The sequence below is a fragment of the Leisingera aquimarina DSM 24565 genome, from assembly GCF_000473165.1.
Taxonomy (GTDB): domain Bacteria; phylum Pseudomonadota; class Alphaproteobacteria; order Rhodobacterales; family Rhodobacteraceae; genus Leisingera; species Leisingera aquimarina.
Genome location: NZ_AXBE01000013.1, coordinates 77626 through 100602, shown reverse-complemented (window position 1 = coordinate 100602; position 22977 = coordinate 77626). Strand labels below are relative to the sequence as shown.

Genomic DNA, 22977 nt, shown 5'->3' with positions numbered 1-22977 from the left:
GCCGGCGGCGGAAACATAATCTTGCCAAAGTCCGGGCGCGAGCCGGCCATGTTTGCCTGCTATTCCCATGCGCGGCGGATCGTTGAAAGCCAGGCTTGGCAAAGCGCCGGATGCTTTATGTTCGTTGCCGTGGTTCGAGGATGGACAATGTTGAACAGTTGGCTTCCATCAGCCGGCCGAAAAGCCCGAATAGGCGGATTGTGGAACAGCACTGATCCGGATCACGCAGGAATTTGCCGATCTCTGCGCTGTCTTTGGCGGGCTATGGTTCTCGCTGTTTTGACAGGATACGCCAGCATTGCGAATCCGGGGCGGGGCACTCAGCCGTTCCGACATCAGAGCAACACCGAATTCGGGGCGGCTTGGGCCGCCCTGGCCTTTTGCGCCGGGCTTTTGCCCGGGCTTTTGGCATGCGAGGCAACTGGAGCGGTTATGACCGATATGAGTACCGAAATGGTAATGGATACCACACACGATGCGACGCATCATTCCGGATCTGCAGCTGGCGGACAGGATCTGACCGGGTCCGGCAGCACCACACTGGCCAAAGCGGTTGCCATGCAGCAGGAGATGCACTCCGGCCATGACAGTGCGCTCATGAACCTGTTTCCGGATGCCGGCGGTTCCGGCACGGCCGTGGCGATCAATGGGGGATCGTGGTTCGACGCTGCGACCTGGGCGAACGGCAAGGTGCCTGGAACTGGCGATGACGTCTACATTCCGAAAGGCATTTCAGTTGTTTACGACGATGTAAGCAAGGCGTCCCTTGGAACAGTGGGGGTTGATGGCGGGCTGCATTTTGCCGTCGACACAGACACACGCATGGTTGTCGATACCCTGGTGACGGGCGGATCCTCCGTCCTGACAATCGGGGCTGAGGGCAACCCGGTGCAATCCGGCGTTTCCGCCGAAATCGTGATTGCCGATAATGGCCCGATCGACCTTTCTGCGGACCCGACACAGCTCGGCCGCGGAGTCGTCACCAATGGCAAGGTCGAAATTCAGGGTGCGTCCAAAGCCCCCTACCTCAAGCTGGCCGAAGAACCCGAAGCCGGCGACACGGTGCTGATGCTCGAAGGCGATGTCGGCAGCTGGCAGGTTGGTGATAGTCTTGTGGTTATGGGCACAGAATACGTCGGCAATGACAAAAACGGTGTTTTGCAGACCCAAGACGAAGAAGTGACCATCGTTTCGATTAATGCAAAGACCGGCGCCGTCACCCTTGATAAGCCGCTGAAATATGATCACACGACACCGGACTATGCCGGCCGCGAGGGGATCGATAACGAGCTGTCTGTCTACGTTGGCAACTCTACACGCAATGTGACCTTCTCCTCCGAGAATCCCGAAGGGGTGCGCGGCCATGTGATGTTCCGGCACAACCCTGACGTCGAAGTCCGTTTTGCCGAATTCGATGAACTGGGGCGGACAGATAAATCGAAGCCGATCAACACAAGCGAGCTGTGGGACGAAAACGATTGGTCGAACCGCGGCCCGGGTATCAAGGGCGGTCCTGGCGAGGATGCCATCGGCACCGCGCGCAATCCCGGCACCGATAACCCCGAGGGCCGCTATGCGGTCCATATCCACCGCACCGGTGCGGAGGAGGACGCAAAGCTCGCGATCGTCGAAGGCAATGCGGTTACCGGCAGCCCCGGCTGGGGCATCGTCCACCACGACAGCCACGCAGCCATTGATTACAATTTCGTCTATGGCGTCGCAGGCGCCGGCATCGTTTCGGAAGACGCAAATGAAACCGGCCAGTGGATCGGCAATTTTGTCACCTCCACCGTCGGCACCGGGCGGGATCCTGGCCGCGATAAAGATGCAAACGTTCTAACCTTGGAAAAGTCCGGCGATTTCGGCATTGAAGGCGTTGCTTACGAAAGCCAGGCACGGCAGATCCTCCAGCAGGACAACATTGCTGCAAACTCCAAGACCGCCTGGATGTTCAACACCTCCGAGACCAGCACCCAGGGTCCGGCTGTGGACGTGGTTCAATTCGACCCGTCGGGCAATCCCTTTAAGGAGCGGGAGCGCTACGACGAAGAAGAAACCTCCATCATCGGCTTCACCGGCAACCAGATCATCGCCGTGGAAGAAGGCATTTTCACCGGCCACCGGAACATCGACAATGCCACCGACATCCAGCAGACTTTCGAAGATCTGACGGCCTATAACGTCAAGAACGAGGCAGTGCACATCTTCAACTACACCAATGAATACGTGTTCAAGGATACGCTGTTCGTAGGCGTTGGCCGGGGTTTCAAAGTCGGCGACAAAGCCGAAGGCATCAACCTGTCGAATGTCCATGTCGAAGATGCGTTCGAAGTTTTCAACTCGCGCGGCTACAATGCTGACGGTGTCTTTATCGACGTGACCTCCCGTGACGTCGACCGCGGTCTTTCGGGGCGCGATATGAATGGGAACCAGGTGAGCTTTGACGACCGGATCATCGATGGCTCGAAAGTGACCCCGGTGGAGCAGATCACCTTTAAAGCGGATTCGGGCACGAAGATGACAATCCGCCCAAGCGGCGGCGAGATCGACATCCGCGGCACCCTGACCGACAGCGTCGGCACATTCAAATTCCACGCCAACACCTGGTATCGTCAGGACGTGCATACGTTCGACGGGTTGCAAACCGAAATCCAGTCGCGCGATGTCGATTACATCCTCGACAAATACGGGGCGGTCAAGAACAGCAACGGCACTTGGGATCTGGCCTTCCACTGGTGGGTCGGAGACCGGATGACCGGTGAAAACCAGGCCGTGTCTATCCCGCTTCGCCTGGAAGGCTTCAAGGATTCATACTTGGAGCAGTACCGGGTCGATGGCTTCTCTGCTCCGTCAAACGAAATCCGGCACTACTATGAGGACGGGATTCAATCCATTGGCCAGGACTTTGCCAGTGAAACGGGCGAGCCCAAACCGGACCCTGTCCCGGGTCCTGATGAGGACGTGCTGCAAAATGGCACCGACGGCAACGACACCCTCGAGAGCGGCGACGGCAACGACACCCTGTTCGGGGGCGATGGAGACGATCTGTTCGTCTTGAACGGCGGCAACAACCGCGTGTGGGCTGGCGACAGCGACACTGGGGCTGACAACATTGACATCAACGGCGACGGCGACAATATCGTGGCCGGCGGCGGCGGCACCGATGATATCGACATCGCAGGCGATGGTGCGAACCAGGCGTGGGGCGGTGAAGGCGGCGACAATATCGACGTCAATGACGGTGCCGATGGCAACAACATTCTGGGCGGCGGCGCAGGCGCAGACATCCTGACCGTCAACGGCGATGGCGGCAATGCACTTTGGGGCGGCGCAGGCGGCGACAGCCTGACAATTGCTGGAGCCGCGGAAGGCGTCAACACTGTTGGCGGCAGCCAGGGCGCAGACACCATCAATGTCTCCGGATCCGGCAACAACATCATCTTCGGCGGTGATGATGATGACAACGACGTCATCACCATCACCGGCACCGGTAACAACACCGTCTTCGGCGGCGGCACCGCTGGCGTCAACACCATCACCATTGGTGATGCGGCGACCGGCATCAACACCATCTACAACGGTGGCGGTGATGATGTTGTCAACGTGAACGGCGCCGGTGCTAATGTTCTTTATGCTGGTGCTGGCGATGACGATTTTGCCTTTGATGATGACGGTGCAGGTACCATTTTTGTCGAAAACGGCAGCGGTTCAGATGATATCACGGGCTTCCGCATTGATGGCACCATCCTGCTGGACCTGTCCGCCCTGGGCTTTGCTGATGCAGATGAAGTGCTGAGCAGTATGACCGATACCGGTGCGGATACCGCTCTGTCAGTCCCGGCAGGCCAAACTCTCACTTTGGCTGGTATCGACTTGAGCGACTTGCAGGCTGCAGACCCCGCCGACTGGCTGGCCCTGTAATTCAAACAGAAAAATGAGATTCCCCAAGGGCCCCGCAAGGGGCCCTTATTTCATCTTCTTTCTGATTCCCGGGGGCCAGCAGCCGGTGTCCCTCACTTAAAGCCGTCCGGATTCCGGGGCGAAGCCAAGCGCCGGGAAACTCCAAGACCCGGTGGCCGGCGCCGGGCTCAGGCCAGGGCGTCTTTGGGCTAACGTTTTGCTAAACTTGAAAGCTTCAGGCTGCAGGCAGCGATGCTGCCTGCGCATTCATCAGCTTGCGCCAAGAGTTTGCTTATCGGCAAATTTCAGGCGTTGCGGCTTGCCGCTTGCAGCAAAGGCAATAGATGGTAAGCTCTAAACGTTAACGATTGGTAAGCTTCAGTTGCGCCGCTGCCCTGTGATTGTTCCGCCAGGGTATTGGGCTTGCTGGGAATACAAAGTTTTTTGTGTGGGGGGAATCTGTGATGTCTTTGGACTCCGCGACTTCAGTGTCGGAGGAAGATAGGGCGTTTGGTACAAGAAGAAGCACATCCTGTCAGTTTGCACATTCCGCAGGCGTAACCGGTTTCACCGGCAGACAGCGTTTTTCCGGGAAAATCTCGAAACGGCTGTGCGATATCATGCTGTCCTTGATGATGATTGTGCTGTTTGCACCGCTCATGGCCATGCTGTCGCTTTACATCATGCTGGTTTACCAGGTGTCGCCAATCTTCAGGCACAACCGTGTCGGCTTGGGAGGCAGGGAGTTTTCCTGCTTGAAGTTCCGCACCATGGCGCCCAATGCAGGAGAGGTGCTGGACAAAATACTTGCAGAAGATCCGGTTTTGCGCCGCGAATGGGAGCAAACAAGAAAGCTCAAAAATGATCCCAGGATCCTTCCCGGCCTCGGAAACCTGATGCGCCAGTCCAGCTTGGATGAGCTTCCGCAGATCTTCAATGTGTTCATCGGAGACATGAGCGTTGTCGGCCCGCGGCCTGTGACGCAGGAGGAATTGGCGCAATACGGCAAGGATAGAGCATATTATGAAGCCGTGAAGCCAGGCATCACCGGTGCTTGGCAGATTGGCGGGCGCTCGGACACCTCTTATGCTGAGCGTGTCTCTATGGATGTGTGGTATGTCTGCAATTCAAGCTTGCGGCTCGATCTTCAGATTTTTTGGAAGACTGTGCTATTGTTTGTTTCCGGCCGCTTGTCCGGAGCAGTATGACGAAGTCCGCTGGACGGGGGGGCTGCGCCGGCTTTTGAAGCGGCTGCGGTGCTCGACGTAGAGTATGATCAAACACAGCGGCGCCGACAAAAGCCAGCCGGCCAGAAGCCACATCAGCCAAGACCCCCCGGACAGCAGGCATATGAGTAAAGACAATCCGATCGAGACGGCTGAGGAGAAGAACAATCTGGATATGATCATTGCCAACATTGATCCTGTCTGGCAGCAGCAGTGTCCTCGCATCCGCTCTTGCGCGGCGGCGAGCACCCTAGTTGTGCGGGATATTGAGCGGAAATGGAACTACAATTTTGGTCACAAAGTAGATAGGCAAGAACTGGCCGTGCAGGTGGCAAGACATGAATATTGACATTGGCATCTGCACATTCCGCCGCGACAGCCTGCACAAGACGTTGGAAAGCCTCGCCGTTCAAAACCTTCCAGAGCACGTGAGAATCCGGATCATCATTGCCGACAACGATGAACGGCCCATCAGAGAAGCCGCGATCGAAGCGCAAGCAAGGAAGCTCAGGCTTAACTTGCGTTATGTGCATGCCCCGGCCGGCAATATCTCGATTGCGCGAAACGCCTGCCTCGAGAATTCCGACGCAGAGTACCTGGTGTTTATTGACGATGACGAGATCGCTGAACCGGAGTGGATCGCCAGCCTTCTTGAAACCGCAGCCCGGGAGCGGGCCGCTGTTGTGTTTGGCCCGGTGCATGCCATTTACCCGCCCGGCGCGCCGGAATGGATGCGCGACAACAAAATCCACTCAAGCGTGCCATCCGCGCTGAACGGAACCGTTGAGACGGGGTTTTCCGGCAACGTGTTCCTGGACCGGCGGGACGCGCGCTTGCGCGATGCCCGGTTCCGCCTCGACTTCGGGCGGACCGGAGGCGAAGATATCGACTTCTTTTTCCGGCTGCATCGCATGGGTTTCCCCATGGCGATCAGCGCATCTGCGGTTGTTCACGAACCCGTAGATCCTTCCCGCCTGTCCTTCGACTGGCTTTTGACAAAGAACATGGCAACCGGAACGATCTATGGATTTTGCGCCCGGCAGGGGCAGTCCCGGAAGATGCCGCTATTGCTGGCTAAAAGCCTTGCCAAATCAGCCTATTGCGGGGTTCGCGCCATCGTATCTTTGAGCAGCAGGACAAGATGCGCCTTCTGGACGCTCCGCGGCGGTTTCCACTACGGCGTCATGAAGGGATGCTTCAGAAAGCCAAATCGCGAATTCTATGGCCGCGTATGAACAATTGCAGCAGGGGCATAGATGACAGCAATGTTCCATTGCTGCAGGCCGGTTCCTTTGATTTTTGCAATTCAGGGAGGTTCTGTCAGCGGGTCTCCTTGAAAGTGATGAAAGCCGGCCAGCCGACACGCGCTTGCAAGAGCAACCGGTTTTTTTATCCAGGCGACGGCAGCTCTTCGCTGAACAAAGACGCATAGGGTGTCCCGTGGAAGGCCTCGTGCAGTTCGTCATAGTTCTCGATAACTTCAGATTTTGAACGGGTATTCTGCTTGGACATGCGCGTATGAACCGGTGCAGGCTCAATTTCCAGGAATGCGAACAACCGGTGCATCTCATCCTGTGTGTTGGCCGCCAGCGTTTCATAGCTCATCTGAAGCAGCCGGTCCTCTGGAAAGGTTTCCACAATGCGGGACTCCCAGGCTTCCAGCCAAGTGAGCTGCTCATGGACCCATTCAACTGACATATGCACGGTCTTGTTGCCATAGGATCCGGACACCCATTGCTGGAGCGCGTTCGCCAGGCGCATTGAAATCAGCAAGGCCAGCTTGTCCTGGCGCCGGAGCTGAATGATCCGGATGGAAGAATTGGCCTGCAGATGTTCCAGCAAGTCTCCAGTCCCTGGGATACCCCGCACATCTCCATATCGAGGCTCGATATTATTGTAGAGAAGTTTGACGCCGGAGATTTGTTCGGTTGTCAGGCGGCTGAGGCGCCGGTCCAGATAGGCACACACCCCCGCTTGGTTGATCCGTCGGCGTACCAATGGGCTTTCAAGCTGAAATTCTCCGAATATTTCACCGTGCTGGAAGATTTTAGAATGAGATTTAAGCAATGATATCAAAAGATTAGATCCGGATCGGCCGCTTGACAGAATGGCAAACTTCTTAATGGGCGGCAGGAACAGGCTGGCCGCTGCACCTGTTGTTGAATGCAGGAAGTCTTTTATCGGCACGGAATATTGAGGCTGCATGCATTTCTCAATGACGGGTCGGTTTCAGTCAGACTATAGGGGATCGGGGCGGCGGCGTCATCCAGCGGCCCGCAACCGGCAGATCAGACCGCGGCCCTGCCAAACCTGATCAGCGGCCGCGGTCTTCGTCAAGCAATGCCATGCTGATACTGAGACCGCCGGAAATCTACCCGGGCCGGTCAAGGGCGGGTTTCAGAGGCGTTCAGCGGCAATGCCGGAACGGCATGCATTCTCTTTGAAGGGATCCCGCAGAGACAGCGCAATGGGTTCACCTGGACACTGCAGCGCTTTGCGGCACTATACTGTGAAATCACCTTTCGCTTTCACGTTCAGCATGGGTTAGAATTTCCCCTTGCGGCTCCAAAACCCTTGATTTGTGCAATTTTTTTGAGTTTGGTAACGATATGACGTCGACATTTGCAGCGCAGCGCGAAACGGCAGGCTCTCTTGATTTGGATGAAACCGGTCGCACAGACGTGCCTCTGATCGTCGATCTGGACGGAACCCTGACAAAATCCGACACGATGCACGAGGCGCTTTTACTGCTCATCTCCAAGCATCCGGCGAAGCTGCCGCAGATTGTAGCCTGGCTGCTGTCCGGCAAAGCCAAATTCAAGGACAGGCTCGCATCGGAAGTCTTGATCGATGCTGCATCTGTTCCGATGCGTGACAAAGTTCTTGCGCTTATCAGCGCGGCCAAAGCCGAAGAGCGCGAGGTCCTTTTAGTCTCGGCCTCGAACCAAAGGCAGGTCAAGCAGATCGCGGCGCAAATGGGTTTGTTCGATGAAGCCGTGGGGTCGGATGACACCCGCAATCTTTCCGGGAAAGAAAAGGCGCGCTGGCTGGTTGAGCGTTTTGGCGAAAAGGGCTTCGACTATATCGGAGACTCGAATGCGGATCTGGACGTGTGGCCTGCGGCACGCCAAGCGATCACTGTTGGCTCCACCAGGACCATGCGCAAACGTGTCGACGAAATATGCGGGAATGCCCTTCATCTGGCGGATGATGACAGCGGCAATACCTTCGGGCGCAGCCGCCATTATATCAAAGCCATGCGCCCGCATCAGTGGCTGAAAAACCTGCTCATTTTCGTTCCAGCCCTTGCAGCACATGATCCGGCGGCGCTGCTGCCGTCGTTCTTGGCGTTTTGCGCCTTCTGCCTGGCCGCGTCGAGCATCTATCTGATCAATGACATGCTGGACCTGCATGTGGACCGCCAGCACCCGCGAAAACGCAACCGCCCGTTCGCTGCGGGGACAATTCCAGTGGCGCACGGAACGGTTCATTCCGGGGTGCTGCTTTTCAGTGCGCTGGCGATCGCGGGTTTTCTGCCACCGCTGTTTGCCACTGTCCTTCTGGGCTATGTCGGCCTGACGTTTGCGTATTCCCTGGTTCTGAAACGCAAGCTTATGATTGATATCTGGACCTTGGGCGCCCTTTACACCATCCGGATCGTTGCCGGGGGCGCAGCCGGCGGCATCCCGCTGTCAGAATGGCTTCTGGCCTTCTCCATGTTCCTGTTTCTGTCTTTAGCTGCCGTAAAGCGCATTTCTGAACTGACGGATCTGAAAGCCCGGAAACTGACCAGTACAGACGGCAGGGGCTACCGCGTTGCTGACTTGCCGGTTGTTCTGGGCGCCATGCTGGCGTCGGGTTATTGTTCTGTTGTCATTCTGGCGCTCTATGTGTCGAACGCAAATGTCGCCAGTCTCTACTCGGAGCCCAGATTGCTCTGGCTGGCCTGCATGATGCTTCTGTATTGGATCAACCGTGTCGCGATCATCTCTTACCGCGGAGAAATGCATGACGACCCGATCGTCTTTGCCCTGAGGGACAGGATCAGCCTTCTGGTGTTCCTGTGCTGCGGGGCGGTGTTTGTCGTCAGCGCACAGGTATGACACGTGCTCAAGTTGTGTGTCTTTATGGCGCGTCTGCTATTGCAGCCGTATTTTGCCAGCCTGCTCACACAACGGCTGCCGTTCACTTTTTATGAGGGCGAACTTGCGCTCCCGCTGGCAATTTGCATGGGAACAATTGCTGGTATGGCCGTTAAGTTTCATCTCGATAAATGCTGGGTTTTCCGGGATGCCCCGGCACATGCGCAGACCTGCAATTCCGGCGTTGCCCATGGCGCCCCCGCCCCTGGTCTCAAACGGTGCCCTCTTTGAATGGCCGACAGCATATGTGCAAGACAATCGCCAAGCAGGATGCCGGATCCCTCGACCCGCGCCAGCAGCGCGCTATCTGCACATATGTTTGACACGCTAACCTTCAACCGGCCAAGGATTTTCTCAATGACTTACGACGGCTTGCCAAGGCAGCAATGACCAAAGACACAGGCTTGTCCGATCCATCGGCCGCTGATGCCGGGACCGCCGCAGAGCGGATTGCTGCAGCCATGGCGCAGGGCCGGTTCGGTATGACCGGACCGCTCTTCAGCCGGAACCTGCATCCATAACAACAAATTTCTGAAGAGACCGGGAACCGCAATGGCACTGGATCGAAAATCCGCAGATTTCCTCTTGGCACTGGGGCTTGCATGCGCTGGAGCGGCGATTGCCTGGCTGCTGACGGGCGGGCTGCCCGCCATCGGCATCGACGACGCTGCCATCACACGGTCTTATGCAGAGAATATCGCCAATGGTGCAGGCTATGTCTACAATGTCGGCGGGGAAAGAGTTGAAGGCTCCACTGCTTTCTTATGGGTTGGGATCCTGACACTGGCGTATTGGCTCACGCCCGCGCCGGAACTTGCAATCATCCTGCTTTGCGGCGTTTTCACTCTGACAGCAATCTATATCACTTTGCGGCTTGTCCGGGCCCTGTGCGGCTGGCTGAACATCGCACCGGCCCCTGCCGTTTGGATCCTGTCAGTCTGCCTGGCCGCCAGCCCGGGCTATTTCATGTGGTCGGTCTGGACCATGATGGAGCTGGCACTCTGGTCGATGATACTGATCTGGATGGTGTATCTGCTGGCCAGGCTGGTGGAGGGGGACGGCGGCCGGAGCAATACTGTCTGCCTTTTGGCCGCGGCGGCCCTGATGCCTCTGGTCCGGCCCGAAGGAATTGTCACCGCGCTCGGCCTGCTCATCCTGAGCGGGATCATCGCGCCGCGGTTCTGGCGGGCGGTTGCCGGACCCGTTGCTGTTGCCATTACCGCCTTCGTTGCGGTGACGTCATTCCGCCTGTCCTATTTCGGCCAGCCTTTCCCCAATACATTCTACGCAAAAGTGTCCTCGGACAAATTGCAAGGCTTGGCCGATGGCCTGAAATACCTGTTCGATTTTCTCCTGCGCAGCCCGTTTGCGGAAATTTTCGTTGCGATCTGGCTGGGGGGGGCAATCTGGGCAATGGCCGCCACGGTACAGAACCGCCCCGGTGCGCGGGCACTCTTGGTGACGGGGGCTGCCATTTTCGGAATTCTAATGGCTTATGCCGCGCTGGGGGGGGATCACTTCACGCTCTGGCGCTTTTATCAGCCGATAGCGCCGCTGATGCCAATAGGGGTTTCCTTGCTGATCGCCGGCGCCCCCTCTGCGGTCGCTGCCGCCCCTGTCAGGGGGGCGGCAAAGTCTGCCGCCGCTGCTGCGGCCGCCGGAGCCTTTATAATCGGATGGATGCAGTATTATCAGGCCAGGTTCGATATCCGCAAAGAATACACATTGGTGGAACAGGGGCTGAGTTTCGGCCGGTTCCTGAACAGGATCGAGCCGCGGCCGACCATCGGGGTTGGTCCCGCCGGCGGTATCGCACTGGCCTATGACGGCGAAATCCTCGATCTGCTGGGCCTGAACTGGGTTGAGATGGCGCATGCCAATCCAGTCAAGGTGGGCATGCGGAATCATGCGAGTTTCGACAAAGCCACATTCTGGAAACACGCACCCGATGTGCTGGCGGCTTTCAACCGGGCCTGCGCCAAGGACAAGTCTTTGGCATTCTGGCCGCATGCCGATACTGCGTTTGATGGCCTCTTTTCAGACGAAAACTTCCGGCGCGCTTATGTGCCGGTAGCCTTCCTGCAGGGGGCAGATTGCTGGCCCGGTTTTGCAAAACCGGAATGGTTGATCCGGACAGGCCCTGGCACGGCGATTAAACCCTATGACTGGGCGGACGTGAAGGTCATGGAGTGACTTGAAGTGGCCGCAGACCACTCCCCCGCCTGGCATTCAGCCAAAAGCTTTTTTGTCAGCGTCAGTTCGCTGGTTTCGGCGCGCCTGTTTTTGGCCCTGTCGCAGATCATGGTTCTGCCGATTGTCGCGCGGCATCTGACGGTCGAGGAATTCGCACTGATGGCGATGGCCATGTCGGTGGTGGTCTTTTGCAGCGTTCTGAGCGATGCCGGTCTCGGCCGTTCGCTGATCCGGACCCCCTCTTATGATCACGAGGAATGGGTCAGTGTATTCTGGCTGCTGGTTGCGGTGGGTATCGGGCTGGCTGCCGCCGTGCTTGCAATCGGACCGCTCTGGGCCGCCTTCTTTGATCAACCGGAATTGGTACAGGTCCTTGCCGCATTGTCGGTCGTCCCTTTCTTTCAAGCCGTGTCAGCTGCTCCGAACGCCGAAATCGAGCGGCGTGAAAATTATACCGGCATCGCCAGAATCCAGGTTCTGACGACGGTCGTCAGTCTGAGCCTTGCAGTTGCCCTTGCCATCTTGGGGGCCGGCATATGGGCTCTTGTGGCACAGCAAGTTTCCCTGGCTGCTGTCAGGCTGGCGGGAATTCTCTACCTGTCCCGGTTCCGGCCCGCCCTGTCATTCAAACTGCGGCTGGTCACCCCGCACCTGATCTTTGCCCGCGATGCCCTGTCAGTTTCGGCCATTTCCGTGATCAAAGCTCAAGTTGCAGTTGTAGCCATTGGAAAATTCAACGGCGAGGCCTCTTTGGGCCTGTTTTCGATGAGCGCCCGGTTTTCCAAACTGCCTCAGTTCGGCCTGGTAGGGCCGGTATCCACCGTCGTTTATGTCCGCATGGCCAAGGCTCAAAGCGATCCCGAACGTCTCGTGAGAATATATCTTGCTGCAATAAACCTGATGGCGACTCTCCTGCTTCCGCTCCTGGCGATGACCGCGGTTGCAGGGACTGCTGTTTTTACTGTCGCGCTGTCCGAAGACTGGAGGCAGGTTGCTCCGATTTTCGCTTTATCCATATCCGGCCTCGCCCTCGAAGCAATCGCTGTGACTCTGCTGGCTTGTATTTTCCGGGCAACCGGCCGCACAGACCTGCATGTGAGACTGAGCACGGAGTCCACTATTCTCTATGCAGGCCTCGTTATCGCTGCAGCCGCTCTGTCCGATGTATTGTCGGTTGCAGCCGCTATCTCGCTCTGGGGCTTTCTGATTGTGCCACGCGGCTGGTATCTGGCGAAAAAAGTGGTGCCGATCAGGGTTCCGGATTGCCTCAATGCGCTTTTGGTGCCAGTCGCGTTGTCTTTGGCCATGGCGGGCGCTCACGCTGTCCTGCGGTCATCTTTCCAGCTTGGACATGCGGCTGAAATCGGGATGGCGGGCCTGATATGGATCACCGGCCTTGCAGTGGCGGTTTCCCTTCAGCATAAGACGCTCGCCAAGGCAATCGGCGTATTCCGTGAGTGACCTGCTTCCGCTGATCCCTGGTTTGCAACGATAGCCTGCGGGCCGGTTCTGATAGAGGCCGGTTTCAGCCGGGAGAAATGCTGTCAGCGAGGCTCAGTGTCTGCTCGACCGTAATCACATCTCCGGGTAAAACAATCGTATCGGATCCCTGAAAGATCTGCTGCCCTTCGCCATTGCCGCGTTGGAGCCGGAAGGTTCTAAAATATTGCTGACCCTCGCCGGCAAACTCAATATCTTCCCCGCGTTCCAAAAGAAGCCTGCGCGCAGTGTCGCGGCGGGTGCGCAGCGTTTCGATCCGCGCGTTCACATTCTGCAGCTCCACTGCGGCCTGAGTTGCCCGGTTTGCCTTCACCGTCAAAATATCCCGCTCGGCTTCCTTGATGCTTTGATGGGCGCGGTAAAACCCGTTTTGAAGGTCGAGCATTTTTTCTTCAATGTCGAATACGCTTTTCTGCGCCTGGGTTAATTGAGGCGTTCGGGCAAGCCCCTTTTCGAGCAGGGAGTACGTGTCCTGAAGATAGTTTTCAGCCTGTTCCAACTGGGCCTGGTGGCTCTCGATCCTCTTTTGAAAGGTTTCGATTTCAGTCGTCAGCAAAGATATAAGCTCGCTCAAGGATGCCAGTTCACGGTCCAGGGCGGTCTTGCGCGAGGTGAAAATCCTGCTTTCTTCCTCCAATAGCGGGGCTAAGGTTTCTGGGCCGCCGGTTTGGAAGAGAGAGTCCGGGAACTGCAGCGCAGCCTGCTCTTCCACCTCAGCCTGCAGCCGGATGGCGGTGATTTGCGCACGCAGCAACTCTGAATCGATCTGTTGCAGCGAGCCCGTCTCGCGCAAGACTGCCAATGTGTCGACACCCGTTTCCTCCAGCCGCCGCCCTCCACCGGCCAGTGCAAAGGCTTGCAGCACCGTCAGGCCCGGCCGGACGGGATAAGCCCCGGGATTGCCGACATCCCCGATGATAAAGAAGGAGCTGTATTCTATCACCTCAACAGCGGTTGACGGGCGGATGTTGCTCCGGATCTGCTTTTCCAGTGCATCGGCAACCTTGTCAGCCAGTTCCTCGGGCGTCTGGCCAACCGCCTGAATACGGCCGGCAAGCGGTATCATTATACGCCCTTCGATTTGAACCGAATACTCTCCGCTGACTGCCTGCCAGATCACGTAGCCGCGCTCGTCCTCATCCCAAGTCACAACACGCAGGCTGATTTTGTCTCCCGGGGAAAGGCGGTAAGAATTCGGCGCAGTCTGGGCCTGCGCATTTCCCCAGAGCATGCAAATCAGGGGAGCGAGGCAAAATATGAGCAGTCGAAGCATAATCTGTTCCTTCCGCATCCGGCGCCGGCATCAAAGCGACAAACAAGTGTCCGCCACGCCGCACAGCACTAGATGTATGAAAACCACCCGTGTTTCTTTGCTTTGGGCTGCATGCAATTTTTCACTTAGGGAACGTCAGTTTGCAAGGTTCTATTTCGGCAATTATCCCGACATTCAACAGAAGCAGGTATCTCGGCGAAGCCATTGCGGCACTTGCAAATCAAACCCGGGCACTGGATCAGATCATCATCTGGGACGATGGGTCAACCGACGGCACCGCGGAGGCCGTCCAACAGGCTTTAAGTGCAGATTTGAACGGTGTTCTCCAGTACTTCAAGGCAGAAAACCAGGGTAAATCTGCAGCCTTGAACGCTGCAATGAAACATGCTCAGGGTGAGTATATCTGGATATGCGATGACGATGATGTCGCGTGCCCGGACGCAGCTGAAAAGCTGGCGCATATTCTTGATACGGATGATGCCGGCATTGCAGCCGGTGCGCACGTCCGGTTTCATGCCGGCACTGGCGGCGGGGAAAAGACGTTCACGGGAACGGGTTACTGGCCGGACCTGTCCGCAGGAAGCGTCATACGCCATTTGCTGGAAGACATCTTTTTTTTCCAGAACGCAAGCCTGGTCAGGCGGTCCTGCTACGACGCCGCAGGACCCTTTCGTGAGGACCTCAGCCGGTCTATCGACTATGAGATGTTCGTCCGGCTGGGGACCCGGTTTCCGATCAAAGTGATCAACGACATTCTCTTCCTTCAGCGCAAGCACAACGGGGTCCGCGGCCCGTCGGCACAGCGGCATACTGCAGATCAGTCGGATGCGGTTTGGCTCGAAAGCGACAGGAAAATCTTTTCCGATCTGCGCGATCGGCTGCCGGTTTCGTTTTATGCCGCCCTCTTCAAGTCCAGTGCAAAAGATTTGGCGCTTCGCGCAGGGTACTTGCAACGGGGCTGCGTCTATGCACGCCGCTGCGACTGGGGCTTTGCGATTGAAGATTTCAAAGCCGCGGCAGAAATATCGCCTTCCGAGGGCTTGTCCGAAACCGAGGTTGGGATCGTGATCCGCTCCATGGCCGGCAAACATGGCAGCGCCATGGCCTATTGCCCTCCGGTGCAGAACCAGCTGCTGGCTCTGGCGCGCGAGAGTCCAGCTGGCAGGGCCATTGTGAAGGCGTTGGGGCGGGGATCTGTTTGGCGCGCGCGCGACGCATTGAACAGGCGGAACTACATGCAGTTTCTTCGCATTGCAGGTTTTTGCGCCCGGGCAGGGTTCCGGCCCCGCCCGGCCCTCCAGAATGCGGCGCTGTCTGAAACAAACTATTTGGAAACCGAGGCATACAATTGGTGACAGCAGCATCACACGACATTGACCCGGCGCGGATTGTCGTTCTGATCCCGACTTTGAACGAAGCGGATCAGATTGAAAAAATCCTGCGTGAGATCATCCACGGCGACCCGGTGGCGTCGCGCTGCCCGGTTGTTGTTGCCGATGGCGGGAGCCAGGATGAAACATGTGCAATTGTTGCCAAAATGATGGGCCGCTATCCCAATTTACAGCTGGTCCATAACCTCGGGAGGACACAGGCCGCGGCAATGAACCTGCTGCTGCAGCCGGAGTTCGACCGGTTTGACATTGCAATCAGATGCGACGCGCATGCTGTCTATCCCGCAGGTTATGTCAGCGGTCTGGCACGGTGCCTTACCAGGAAAGAGGTGGATTCAGTCGTTGTGCCAATGGACGCAACAGCCAGCAGCGGTGGCTGCTTTCAGCGTGGCCTTGTCTGGGTTGCAGACAGCTGGCTGGGCGCCGGCGGATCTCCGCATCGCGGCGGTGTGGCCTCCGGCTACTGCAATCACGGCCACCATGCCGCCTTTCAGATGTCCAGTTTCCGGCTGCTGAACGGTTACGATGCGGATTTCAAGACCAACGAAGATGCTGAATACGATTTGCGGCTGATCCGCCAGGGCGGTAAAATCTGGCTCAATGCTGATATGCGTATAGGGTATTTTCCAAGGCAATCGGCCGGGCGCCTTTGGAAGCAGTACTGGAACTATGGAGCCGGGCGGGCACAGACCTGCCTGAAACACAGGATCCGGCCGGGTGTCAGACAACTCATACCCGCAGTGCACACGGTGCTTGTGCTGCTGAGTTTACTTGCATTGCCAGTGACCCGGCTGCCTTTGGTGTGGCTGTTCATATATGGTATTGTCATTTTGTGCAGCGGCTTGCGGGCCGCCTGGATACACCGGTCCGTTTGCGGCCTGTCGGGTACCCTTGCTCTTGCAACGATGCACCTGGCGTGGGGGCTGGGGTTCTTGTCCCGGCTGATGAAAGCCAGGCAAAAGGCAAACAGGCATACGATGGCAAAAGAGACACTTTAGACCGGGGTTTTCATGTCAACCATCGCATTTTTCGGGCATAACTCCAATGAGCCAGCCGTCCGCCGGCGTGCCAGAGCGTTTCTCGCCGCCGGGCATGCTGTTGTTGGGTTCATGCCGCACCGGGGGCCGAAACAAGCCGCGGATTGGCCGGTTGTCGATTTAGGAGAAACCCGGGACAACGCTTATGGCCAAAGGCTTGTTTCGATTTTTCAGGGCGCCGGCATTGCGGTGCGCGAACGTGCCTTGCTGGAAACATGCGATGCCATTTATGCGCGGAACCTGGACATGCTGGCGACAGCGGCACGTGCCCGCAAAAAACTGGGACTGGATGTGCCCCTGATTTATGAATGCCTGGATGTTCACCACAGATTGACGGGCCATAAGCCAGTTGCACGCATACTCAGGCAATTTGAAAAAAACCTCCTGAAGCAGTGCGCTCTTGTGGTGATTTCGTCGCCGCGGTTCGAGACCGAGCATTTTGCGAAATACTATCCAGGCGCGTACCAGGCCTTCCTGCTCGAAAATCTCATGATTGAAGGAGATGATTTTCCCGGCCGCCCGGAGACCGAAGAAATTGAGGGCGGCCCGGACAGGCCATTGAGGATCGGGTGGTTTGGAAACCTGCGCTGCCGACGTTCTCTTGATCTGCTGATCGGATTGGCGCGCCGCTTCCCGGACCGTGTCACTGTCAATTTGCGCGGCTATCCGGCCCCTGGAGTGCTCAGCAACTTAGAAGCAGAAATCAGCCCGTATAAAAACATCTCTTTTGGCGGAGCCTATTCCGCGCCCGGGGATCTTTCAGAAATGTATGCCGGAGTTGACCTGGTCTGGGCTGGCGACTGGTACGAAGACGGCGGCAATTCTCTCTGGCTTCTCCCCAACAGAATTTACGAAGGCGGCTATTTTGCGACGCCGTCGCTTGCTCCTGCAGAAACCGAGACGGCACGCTGGCTTCACGAGCACGGCAGCGGAATCCTTCTTGCCCCGCCGGTGGAAACGGCTCTGGAGGCGGAAATTGCCAAGCTGCTCGAGGACCGGTCGCCGTTGCAAAAGCTGCGGACGCAGCTACTTTCCTTATCGAGGAACACATTTGTTGAGACCCCGGCAGAAACAACGAAACTTCTGCAGGCTGCCCAAGTTCCGTTTGTTTGAGAATGTTTTAGTATTGAGGCCATCTGAATGATGGCGGTTCGGATGGTAAAGAAAGGCAACACCCCAGAATGTCGTCAGAGTTTCCGCCTGCGCAGTTTCCGCTATCTGTATTTCCCGCAAGGTGCCGGTTGGCCACGGGCTTGATTTGCTGCCACGGTGACTGTTGTGAAATTTCTGAATGACCGAAGAGATCAGAGCTTTGAGACGATTACCTGATTTCATAATAGGAGGTGCACCAAAATGCGGTACGACGTCACTGCATTTTATACTTGGCCAGAATCCTGAGATCGGGATACCGGACAATGAAATTCACTACTTCGATGCCGATGATCCTATCACTCATCCGGATTTTTTAGATGTGAGAGGCGGGGATCTGAAATGGTTCGATGTTCGATTGGGTAATGAAGAAAGCTTGGATTGGTACGCATCCCGGTTTTCTGAATTCGGCGGAAAGCTCCTGGTTGGGGAGGATTCCACTACCTACCTTTTTTCGGCTGTTGCAGCCAGGCGCATCAAAAGCCTTTTACCTGACGTTCGCTTGATTTTCCTGCTCCGAGATCCGGTTAAACGCGCTTACTCCCAATATTGGCACCTAATCCGCAGCGCGCGTTTGAGTTGCAGTTTTGAACAAGCCTTGAGCCAGCACAGCTCAATAATTCTGGGCTCCACTTACGCGCCTCATGTTGCCAATTATTTCAACGTGTTTGGCCGTGAAAATGTGCATGTTGCTGTTTTTGAAGACTTCCTTTCCGACAAACAAGCATTCATCAACCGGATTACGGGCCACATTGGCGCATCAGAAATGGATGCCGGCAAACTGAAAACCTGGTTTAACCGCACCTACTACCCGACAATGCCCGGATGCCAGCAATGGCTGAACCGGATCGGGGGCCGGATTGTCGCCGGGCGTTACCGCAATCACATGGGGCATGAGACCCGGCTGACAGAAAAAATACGCCACAAGCTGCATTATCACTGGTTCCGCAGGGTCAATCCCGTTCTGCTCAAAGCGGAAAGGCCGCCCGCCATGCAGTCCGGCACTGCTGCCTATCTCGCGCACCACCTGTCGGACCGGAACGCCGGGTTATCGGATCTTCTCAACCGCGATCTTTCTGCAATCTGGCCCGGGTTTTGCGGATGAGTGCTTTCCGGTCAGATATCGTGCTTGTTTACGATCCCAGGTTCTCGGGCGGGACCGCTGCCGCGATGCTGGCAGATGCCCAAGCGTTCCATGCGGCAGGTGCAACGGTGGGCCTTCTGCCTGTGACGTCAGGCTTCTTTGCCGGTGCTGAGGATATACCCAATGCCGCTGTTGCGGATCTGGCCGGCCTGAGCGGGTTTGACGTTCTCGCACCAGGCACCGCTGTGGCCGCTGGTGTCGTCTTTTTTCACCACCCGCTGGCCTTCTTTCACGGCGTGGCTGAGACTGCAGACATCTTGGCAGACACATCGGTTCTGGTTGCCCACCATCCGCCGTTCCGCGGGGATGGCTCGTTGGAATACGACCCGGTCACAACAACCCGGATAATCAAAAAAGCCTTTGGCACCAGCCCCATGTGGGCCCCTGTTTCGGGTGTGATCCGCAAGCATTTGCGCAGCTTTCTGCCGTTTGTGCGCCTGACCTGTTCGGATTGGGTAAACACATTCGACGCAGGTCACTGGACGTCCCGCCGGCAAGTATTTGACCAGGCGGTTGCAATTGTCGGGCGGCACAGCCGTGAGGATCCTCTGAAATGGCCAGACCGGGCAGCGGACGTCATGGCCTCTGTGGCGCCCCCCGGGCCAGGCTGGGCAACGCGTGTCATGGGCTGCCCGGTGCAAGAACTGAAGGCCGGCGGTGTGGATCTGAGCAGCTGGGATATTGTGCCGTTTAACGGCGAACCGGTGGACCGCTTTCTGGACAGCCTGGACGTCTTTTCCTATTTCCACAGCGACAGATGGGTCGAAGCCTTTGGCCGGACCGTTCTGGAGGCGATGCTGATGGAGCGGCCCTGTGTTCTGGACCAAAGGCTGCGTGAAACCTTCGGTCCCCTGGCACAATATGCATCGCCTGCGCAGGTTCCGGACCTCTTGAAAGCGCTGCGCTATGATCCAGCAGGCACGCGCCGCCATTGTTCGGAAATACGCGAGATAGTGCTCGGCCGCTACACAAGTGCAGCGGTTCCGGAAAGATTGCAGAGCCTTCGGAGCGATCCGGGCACGTCAATGCGCGGCGGGCCGGTCCAGGCATCTCCGTTTGTCACGTTGCGGAAACTCGCCGGGCTTGCACGGCGCGAACGCTGCGCTGCACGGCGGGCGCGAAAGGTGGAACCTGAATGACCCAAGTCAGCCTCACCGAAGCTCAAGCAGCTGACTATGACACCTGCATTATCGGGGCGGGAGCGGCGGGTCTGGCTCTGGCGCTGGCGCTGGGGCGCTCGGGGCTGCGGGTCCTGGTCATCGAGCAGGGTGGTTTCGGCACGGGCGAAATCGACAGGTCCAGCAAGCGGGATGAAATCGTATCCCGCCAGACCCATGCCCCCCGGCAGCAGACCAACCGCGAGGCCGTCGGGGGGACACTTATGGGATGGGGCGGGCGCTGCATGCCGTTCGATCCCGAAGATTTCGGAGAGCAGTCCGGACGGCATGCGCACTCCTGGCCGATCCCGTTCGAAGACTATGCCCGCTGGATCGCCCCGGCCGCCGAATTTCTTGATACCGACCCGGACTTCCAGGCGCCGGCACCTCCCGGATGGCCACCGGTTCAGGGGGTAAGCATCGAACGGATTGAACGGCTGAATTCACTGGAGCAAGCGAACGTCCTGCGAGAACGGCTGAAGCAGAGCGGCGCGCCGGTCGATCTGCTCAAACACGCGCAACTGCTCTCCATGCGTTGGGACGGGGATCCCGAATACCGGGTGCGCGAACTGGAGATCCTGCACAAGGGGCAAACTGCCGCTCTGCCCTGCCGCCAGGCGGTTCTGGCCTGCGGCGGGCTTGAGACAACCCGCCTTCTGCTGCTGGAGCAAGCCGCACATCCTGCAATCTTCCATAAATCGGCAGGGGTGCTGGGGCGGTACTACATGGGGCATCTGACCGGATCAGTTGCGGAGATCCTGTTCCGCGATCCCGCGCCTTGCAGCAGCTTCGGATATCAAAAAGAGGACGGCAGGAGTCCCTTTCGCCGGCGGTTTGTTCTGACCAGTGACGCGCCGTCCAATGCCGCATTCTGGGTTGAAAATATCAGCCCGTCCGATCCCCGGCACAGCTCGGGTGAAATTTCGGCCAAACATCTGCTGCTGCATTCGGATCGTTTTGAGAATCCGGGGCCTCACATCGCCAATATCCTGCGTGATCCGCGTGGAGTTTTCGATGCCTTGCGGTCGGGTGCAGGGCGGCTTCTCGCCCGCCCGGCGCGCCGTCCGCAGCGGCTGGTGGCCCATGGGCCAGGGCCTTATGCCTTAGCTTATCATGCCGAACATTTCCCCGAGCACGAAAGCCGGGTTATGCTGTGCAACAGTATGGACCAGACTGGCCGGCGTAAGTTGAAGATTGATTTCCGCTATGGGCGGCGCACTGTTGAAAGCTTGATCGACAGTCACAAACTGCTCGCCCATAGACTGTGTGCCGCAAATGTTGCCGAACTGTTTCTGCCGGAAGATGACGCTTTTGCTGAGGCTATTATCCGGAAGTCCCGCGACGGTTATCACCAGATCGGTCTGACACGCATGTCCGTCAACCCGAATGATGGTGTTGTCGATGCGAATTGCCGCGTACACGGAGCCGAAAATCTCTTTGTTGCATCAGCCTCGGTTTTCCCCGTTTCGGGTCAGGCCAATCCAACCTTGTCCGTGGTTGCCATGGCGTTGCGCCTGGCCGAGCATATCCTGGCAAATCACCGGACAGGGTCTGCGGGATGACTGTAACCATGGCATATCCTTCAAACCGGGAGGTACTCGAGCACCGCCGGGATCATATCCTGGTAACCTTGTGGATTTTTGTTACTTTCAAACAGTTCCGGTTTGACGAGTTGGTCCTTTATCCTTTGGCACTTTATTTTGCTTGGGCTTTCGTGCGGGATTTCCCCAGGATTTTCCCGCTGGTCGCGCGCAGCGCTGTCCTGTTCGTTTTTCCGGCCTGGTGGCTGCTTTCCGCACTCTGGGGAGACCAGACCGGGCTCATTCTAAAGTCGGGCCTTCAATTGATGCTCACGATCTTGATCTGTTACTGCATCGCGACACGCCTGACCGCGCGCGATCTTTTCATATCGCTTCTGATTGCATCAAGTTACTATGCCGTAATGAGTTTCCTGGCCCCCTATATGGGGACCGGAACAGTCGCCCGAGGGGTGTTTTCAAGCAAAAACACAATGGGGTCCGCCATGGTGGTTCTGTGGCTCGCCTCGCTCTGCATCCTTATCGACACCGGGTTCTCAAAAAAAATCAAACTGCTGGCGGCTGTTGCGGCAGCCCTGGCTGTCTGGCAAATACATAGATCGGACTCCGCAACAGCTGTGCTGCTTGCACTTGGCATTTTCGGGCTTGTGTTCTGCCTGGGCATTCTGCCCCGATCTGGTATCTTCAAAAGCCCCTTTTTCTACATTGCGGCTTTGACGGTTTCCGGCATCGCCGTTCTGATGCTAGGTGTCTTTTTCTCATCATTGACAGTCGACCCGGTCAATGCCGTCCTAGCGGCTTTCGGAAAAGACGGCACTCTGACTGGCCGCACGGTCCTGTGGCAGTATGCCACCGCACAAATCGAACAGCAGCCGCTTCTTGGTGTGGGGGCCGGCGGGTTCTGGACCCCGTATGACAAACTGTCAGAAGCCAGCCGCATCTACGAAGAATTCCACAAGGCAGACTACGCCACCTTCTCTTTTCACAATTCGTATTATGAAATTGCCGTGCATCAAGGCCTGATCGGATTGTCATTTTCTGTCCTTATTGTGCTCTGGACCATTGGCTGCATCCTTTTTTTCAGAAATAAATCTGAACCGGTTTCAACTGTTTTCTTTCTTTGTGTTTGCGCTGTTACATTAGCCAAGAGCATGACGGAGTCTGAATTGCTCGCACCGTTTGCGCTTTTGACGATACTCTTTCTTACAGGAGGCCTGATGTCTTTGCGTGGTTTTCCGGCAGTTCCAAGCTCCGGGAAACAGGTCAGCGGGCTGCACGTCATGGGATGAGATCAGGCCTATTGCTTTAGGCACCGGAATGGGGGAGG

Annotated in this window: 17 protein-coding genes; 15 read left to right on the top strand and 2 right to left on the bottom strand. The window is 57.2% G+C overall.

Annotation, left to right across the window (positions count from 1 at the left end; genetic code table 11):
• Positions 1-432 precede the first annotated feature (432 nt).
• The 4 genes from AQUI_RS0102760 (at position 433) to AQUI_RS0102745 (ending at position 6361) form a co-directional block, all read left to right on the top strand.
• A complete protein-coding gene (locus AQUI_RS0102760) occupies positions 433-3921 on the top strand; it encodes a G8 domain-containing protein (RefSeq protein ID WP_027256137.1) in 3489 nt (1162 codons plus the stop codon).
• Positions 3922-4364: 443 nt separating this feature from the next.
• On the top strand, positions 4365-5108 hold the full coding sequence (locus tag AQUI_RS27035; protein WP_084294248.1) for a sugar transferase: 744 nt from the start codon (positions 4365-4367) through the stop codon (positions 5106-5108).
• Positions 5109-5250: 142 nt separating this feature from the next.
• Positions 5251-5475 (top strand): hypothetical protein, encoded by a 225-nt coding sequence (locus AQUI_RS0102750; protein WP_156916758.1) that lies wholly within the window; start codon positions 5251-5253, stop codon positions 5473-5475.
• Entirely contained in the window at positions 5465-6361 is an 897-nt protein-coding gene (locus tag AQUI_RS0102745) for a glycosyltransferase family 2 protein (RefSeq protein ID WP_027256135.1), read from the top strand. The genes AQUI_RS0102750 and AQUI_RS0102745 overlap by 11 nt, the downstream gene beginning before the upstream one ends.
• Before the next feature lie 154 nt (positions 6362-6515).
• Here AQUI_RS0102745 and AQUI_RS29690 read toward each other — a convergent pair whose 3' ends face one another.
• Positions 6516-7331: a sulfotransferase gene (locus AQUI_RS29690; RefSeq protein ID WP_084294246.1), complete on the bottom strand. Its 816-nt coding sequence runs from the start codon at positions 7329-7331 to the stop codon at positions 6516-6518.
• 404 nt (positions 7332-7735) lie between these two features.
• Here AQUI_RS29690 and AQUI_RS0102735 point away from each other — a divergent pair, with 404 nt between their 5' ends.
• The 4 genes from AQUI_RS0102735 (at position 7736) to AQUI_RS0102715 (ending at position 12922) form a co-directional block, all read left to right on the top strand.
• Entirely contained in the window at positions 7736-9229 is a 1494-nt protein-coding gene (locus tag AQUI_RS0102735) for a UbiA family prenyltransferase (protein ID WP_084294262.1), read from the top strand.
• Between the two features lie 425 nt (positions 9230-9654).
• Positions 9655-9789 carry a hypothetical protein gene (locus AQUI_RS32195; RefSeq protein WP_281171987.1) on the top strand — a complete coding sequence of 45 codons (135 nt, stop codon included), beginning with the start codon at positions 9655-9657 and terminating at the stop codon, positions 9787-9789.
• 31 nt (positions 9790-9820) lie between these two features.
• Positions 9821-11461 (top strand): hypothetical protein, encoded by a 1641-nt coding sequence (locus AQUI_RS0102720; RefSeq protein WP_027256131.1) that lies wholly within the window; start codon positions 9821-9823, stop codon positions 11459-11461.
• A gap of 6 nt (positions 11462-11467) precedes the next feature.
• Positions 11468-12922 (top strand): oligosaccharide flippase family protein, encoded by a 1455-nt coding sequence (locus tag AQUI_RS0102715; RefSeq protein WP_027256130.1) that lies wholly within the window; start codon positions 11468-11470, stop codon positions 12920-12922.
• Positions 12923-12986: 64 nt separating this feature from the next.
• On the opposite strand, the gene AQUI_RS0102710 is transcribed toward AQUI_RS0102715, so the two are convergent.
• Entirely contained in the window at positions 12987-14234 is a 1248-nt protein-coding gene (locus AQUI_RS0102710) for a polysaccharide biosynthesis/export family protein (protein ID WP_169730747.1), read from the bottom strand.
• Between the two features lie 89 nt (positions 14235-14323).
• On the opposite strand from AQUI_RS0102710, the gene AQUI_RS27030 reads away from it, so the two are divergent.
• From AQUI_RS27030 to AQUI_RS27015, 7 genes are all read left to right on the top strand, one after another.
• A complete protein-coding gene (locus tag AQUI_RS27030) occupies positions 14324-15589 on the top strand; it encodes a glycosyltransferase family 2 protein (protein WP_051371791.1) in 1266 nt (421 codons plus the stop codon).
• Positions 15586-16623: a glycosyltransferase family 2 protein gene (locus AQUI_RS0102700; protein WP_027256128.1), complete on the top strand. Its 1038-nt coding sequence runs from the start codon at positions 15586-15588 to the stop codon at positions 16621-16623. Before AQUI_RS27030 ends, AQUI_RS0102700 begins: the two co-directional genes overlap by 4 nt.
• Before the next feature lie 12 nt (positions 16624-16635).
• Positions 16636-17775 carry a glycosyltransferase family protein gene (locus tag AQUI_RS27025; protein ID WP_051371789.1) on the top strand — a complete coding sequence of 380 codons (1140 nt, stop codon included), beginning with the start codon at positions 16636-16638 and terminating at the stop codon, positions 17773-17775.
• Between the two features lie 178 nt (positions 17776-17953).
• Positions 17954-18916 carry a sulfotransferase family protein gene (locus AQUI_RS29685; RefSeq protein ID WP_084294242.1) on the top strand — a complete coding sequence of 321 codons (963 nt, stop codon included), beginning with the start codon at positions 17954-17956 and terminating at the stop codon, positions 18914-18916.
• Positions 18913-20094: a glycosyltransferase family protein gene (locus tag AQUI_RS27020; protein ID WP_051371788.1), complete on the top strand. Its 1182-nt coding sequence runs from the start codon at positions 18913-18915 to the stop codon at positions 20092-20094. Before AQUI_RS29685 ends, AQUI_RS27020 begins: the two co-directional genes overlap by 4 nt.
• Positions 20091-21674: a GMC family oxidoreductase gene (locus tag AQUI_RS0102675; RefSeq protein ID WP_027256126.1), complete on the top strand. Its 1584-nt coding sequence runs from the start codon at positions 20091-20093 to the stop codon at positions 21672-21674. Before AQUI_RS27020 ends, AQUI_RS0102675 begins: the two co-directional genes overlap by 4 nt.
• The gene (locus AQUI_RS27015; protein ID WP_051371787.1) at positions 21671-22939 is read left to right on the top strand and encodes an O-antigen ligase family protein; all 1269 of its coding nucleotides are present in this window, start codon (positions 21671-21673) and stop codon (positions 22937-22939) included. Before AQUI_RS0102675 ends, AQUI_RS27015 begins: the two co-directional genes overlap by 4 nt.
• Positions 22940-22977: the final 38 nt, after the last annotated feature.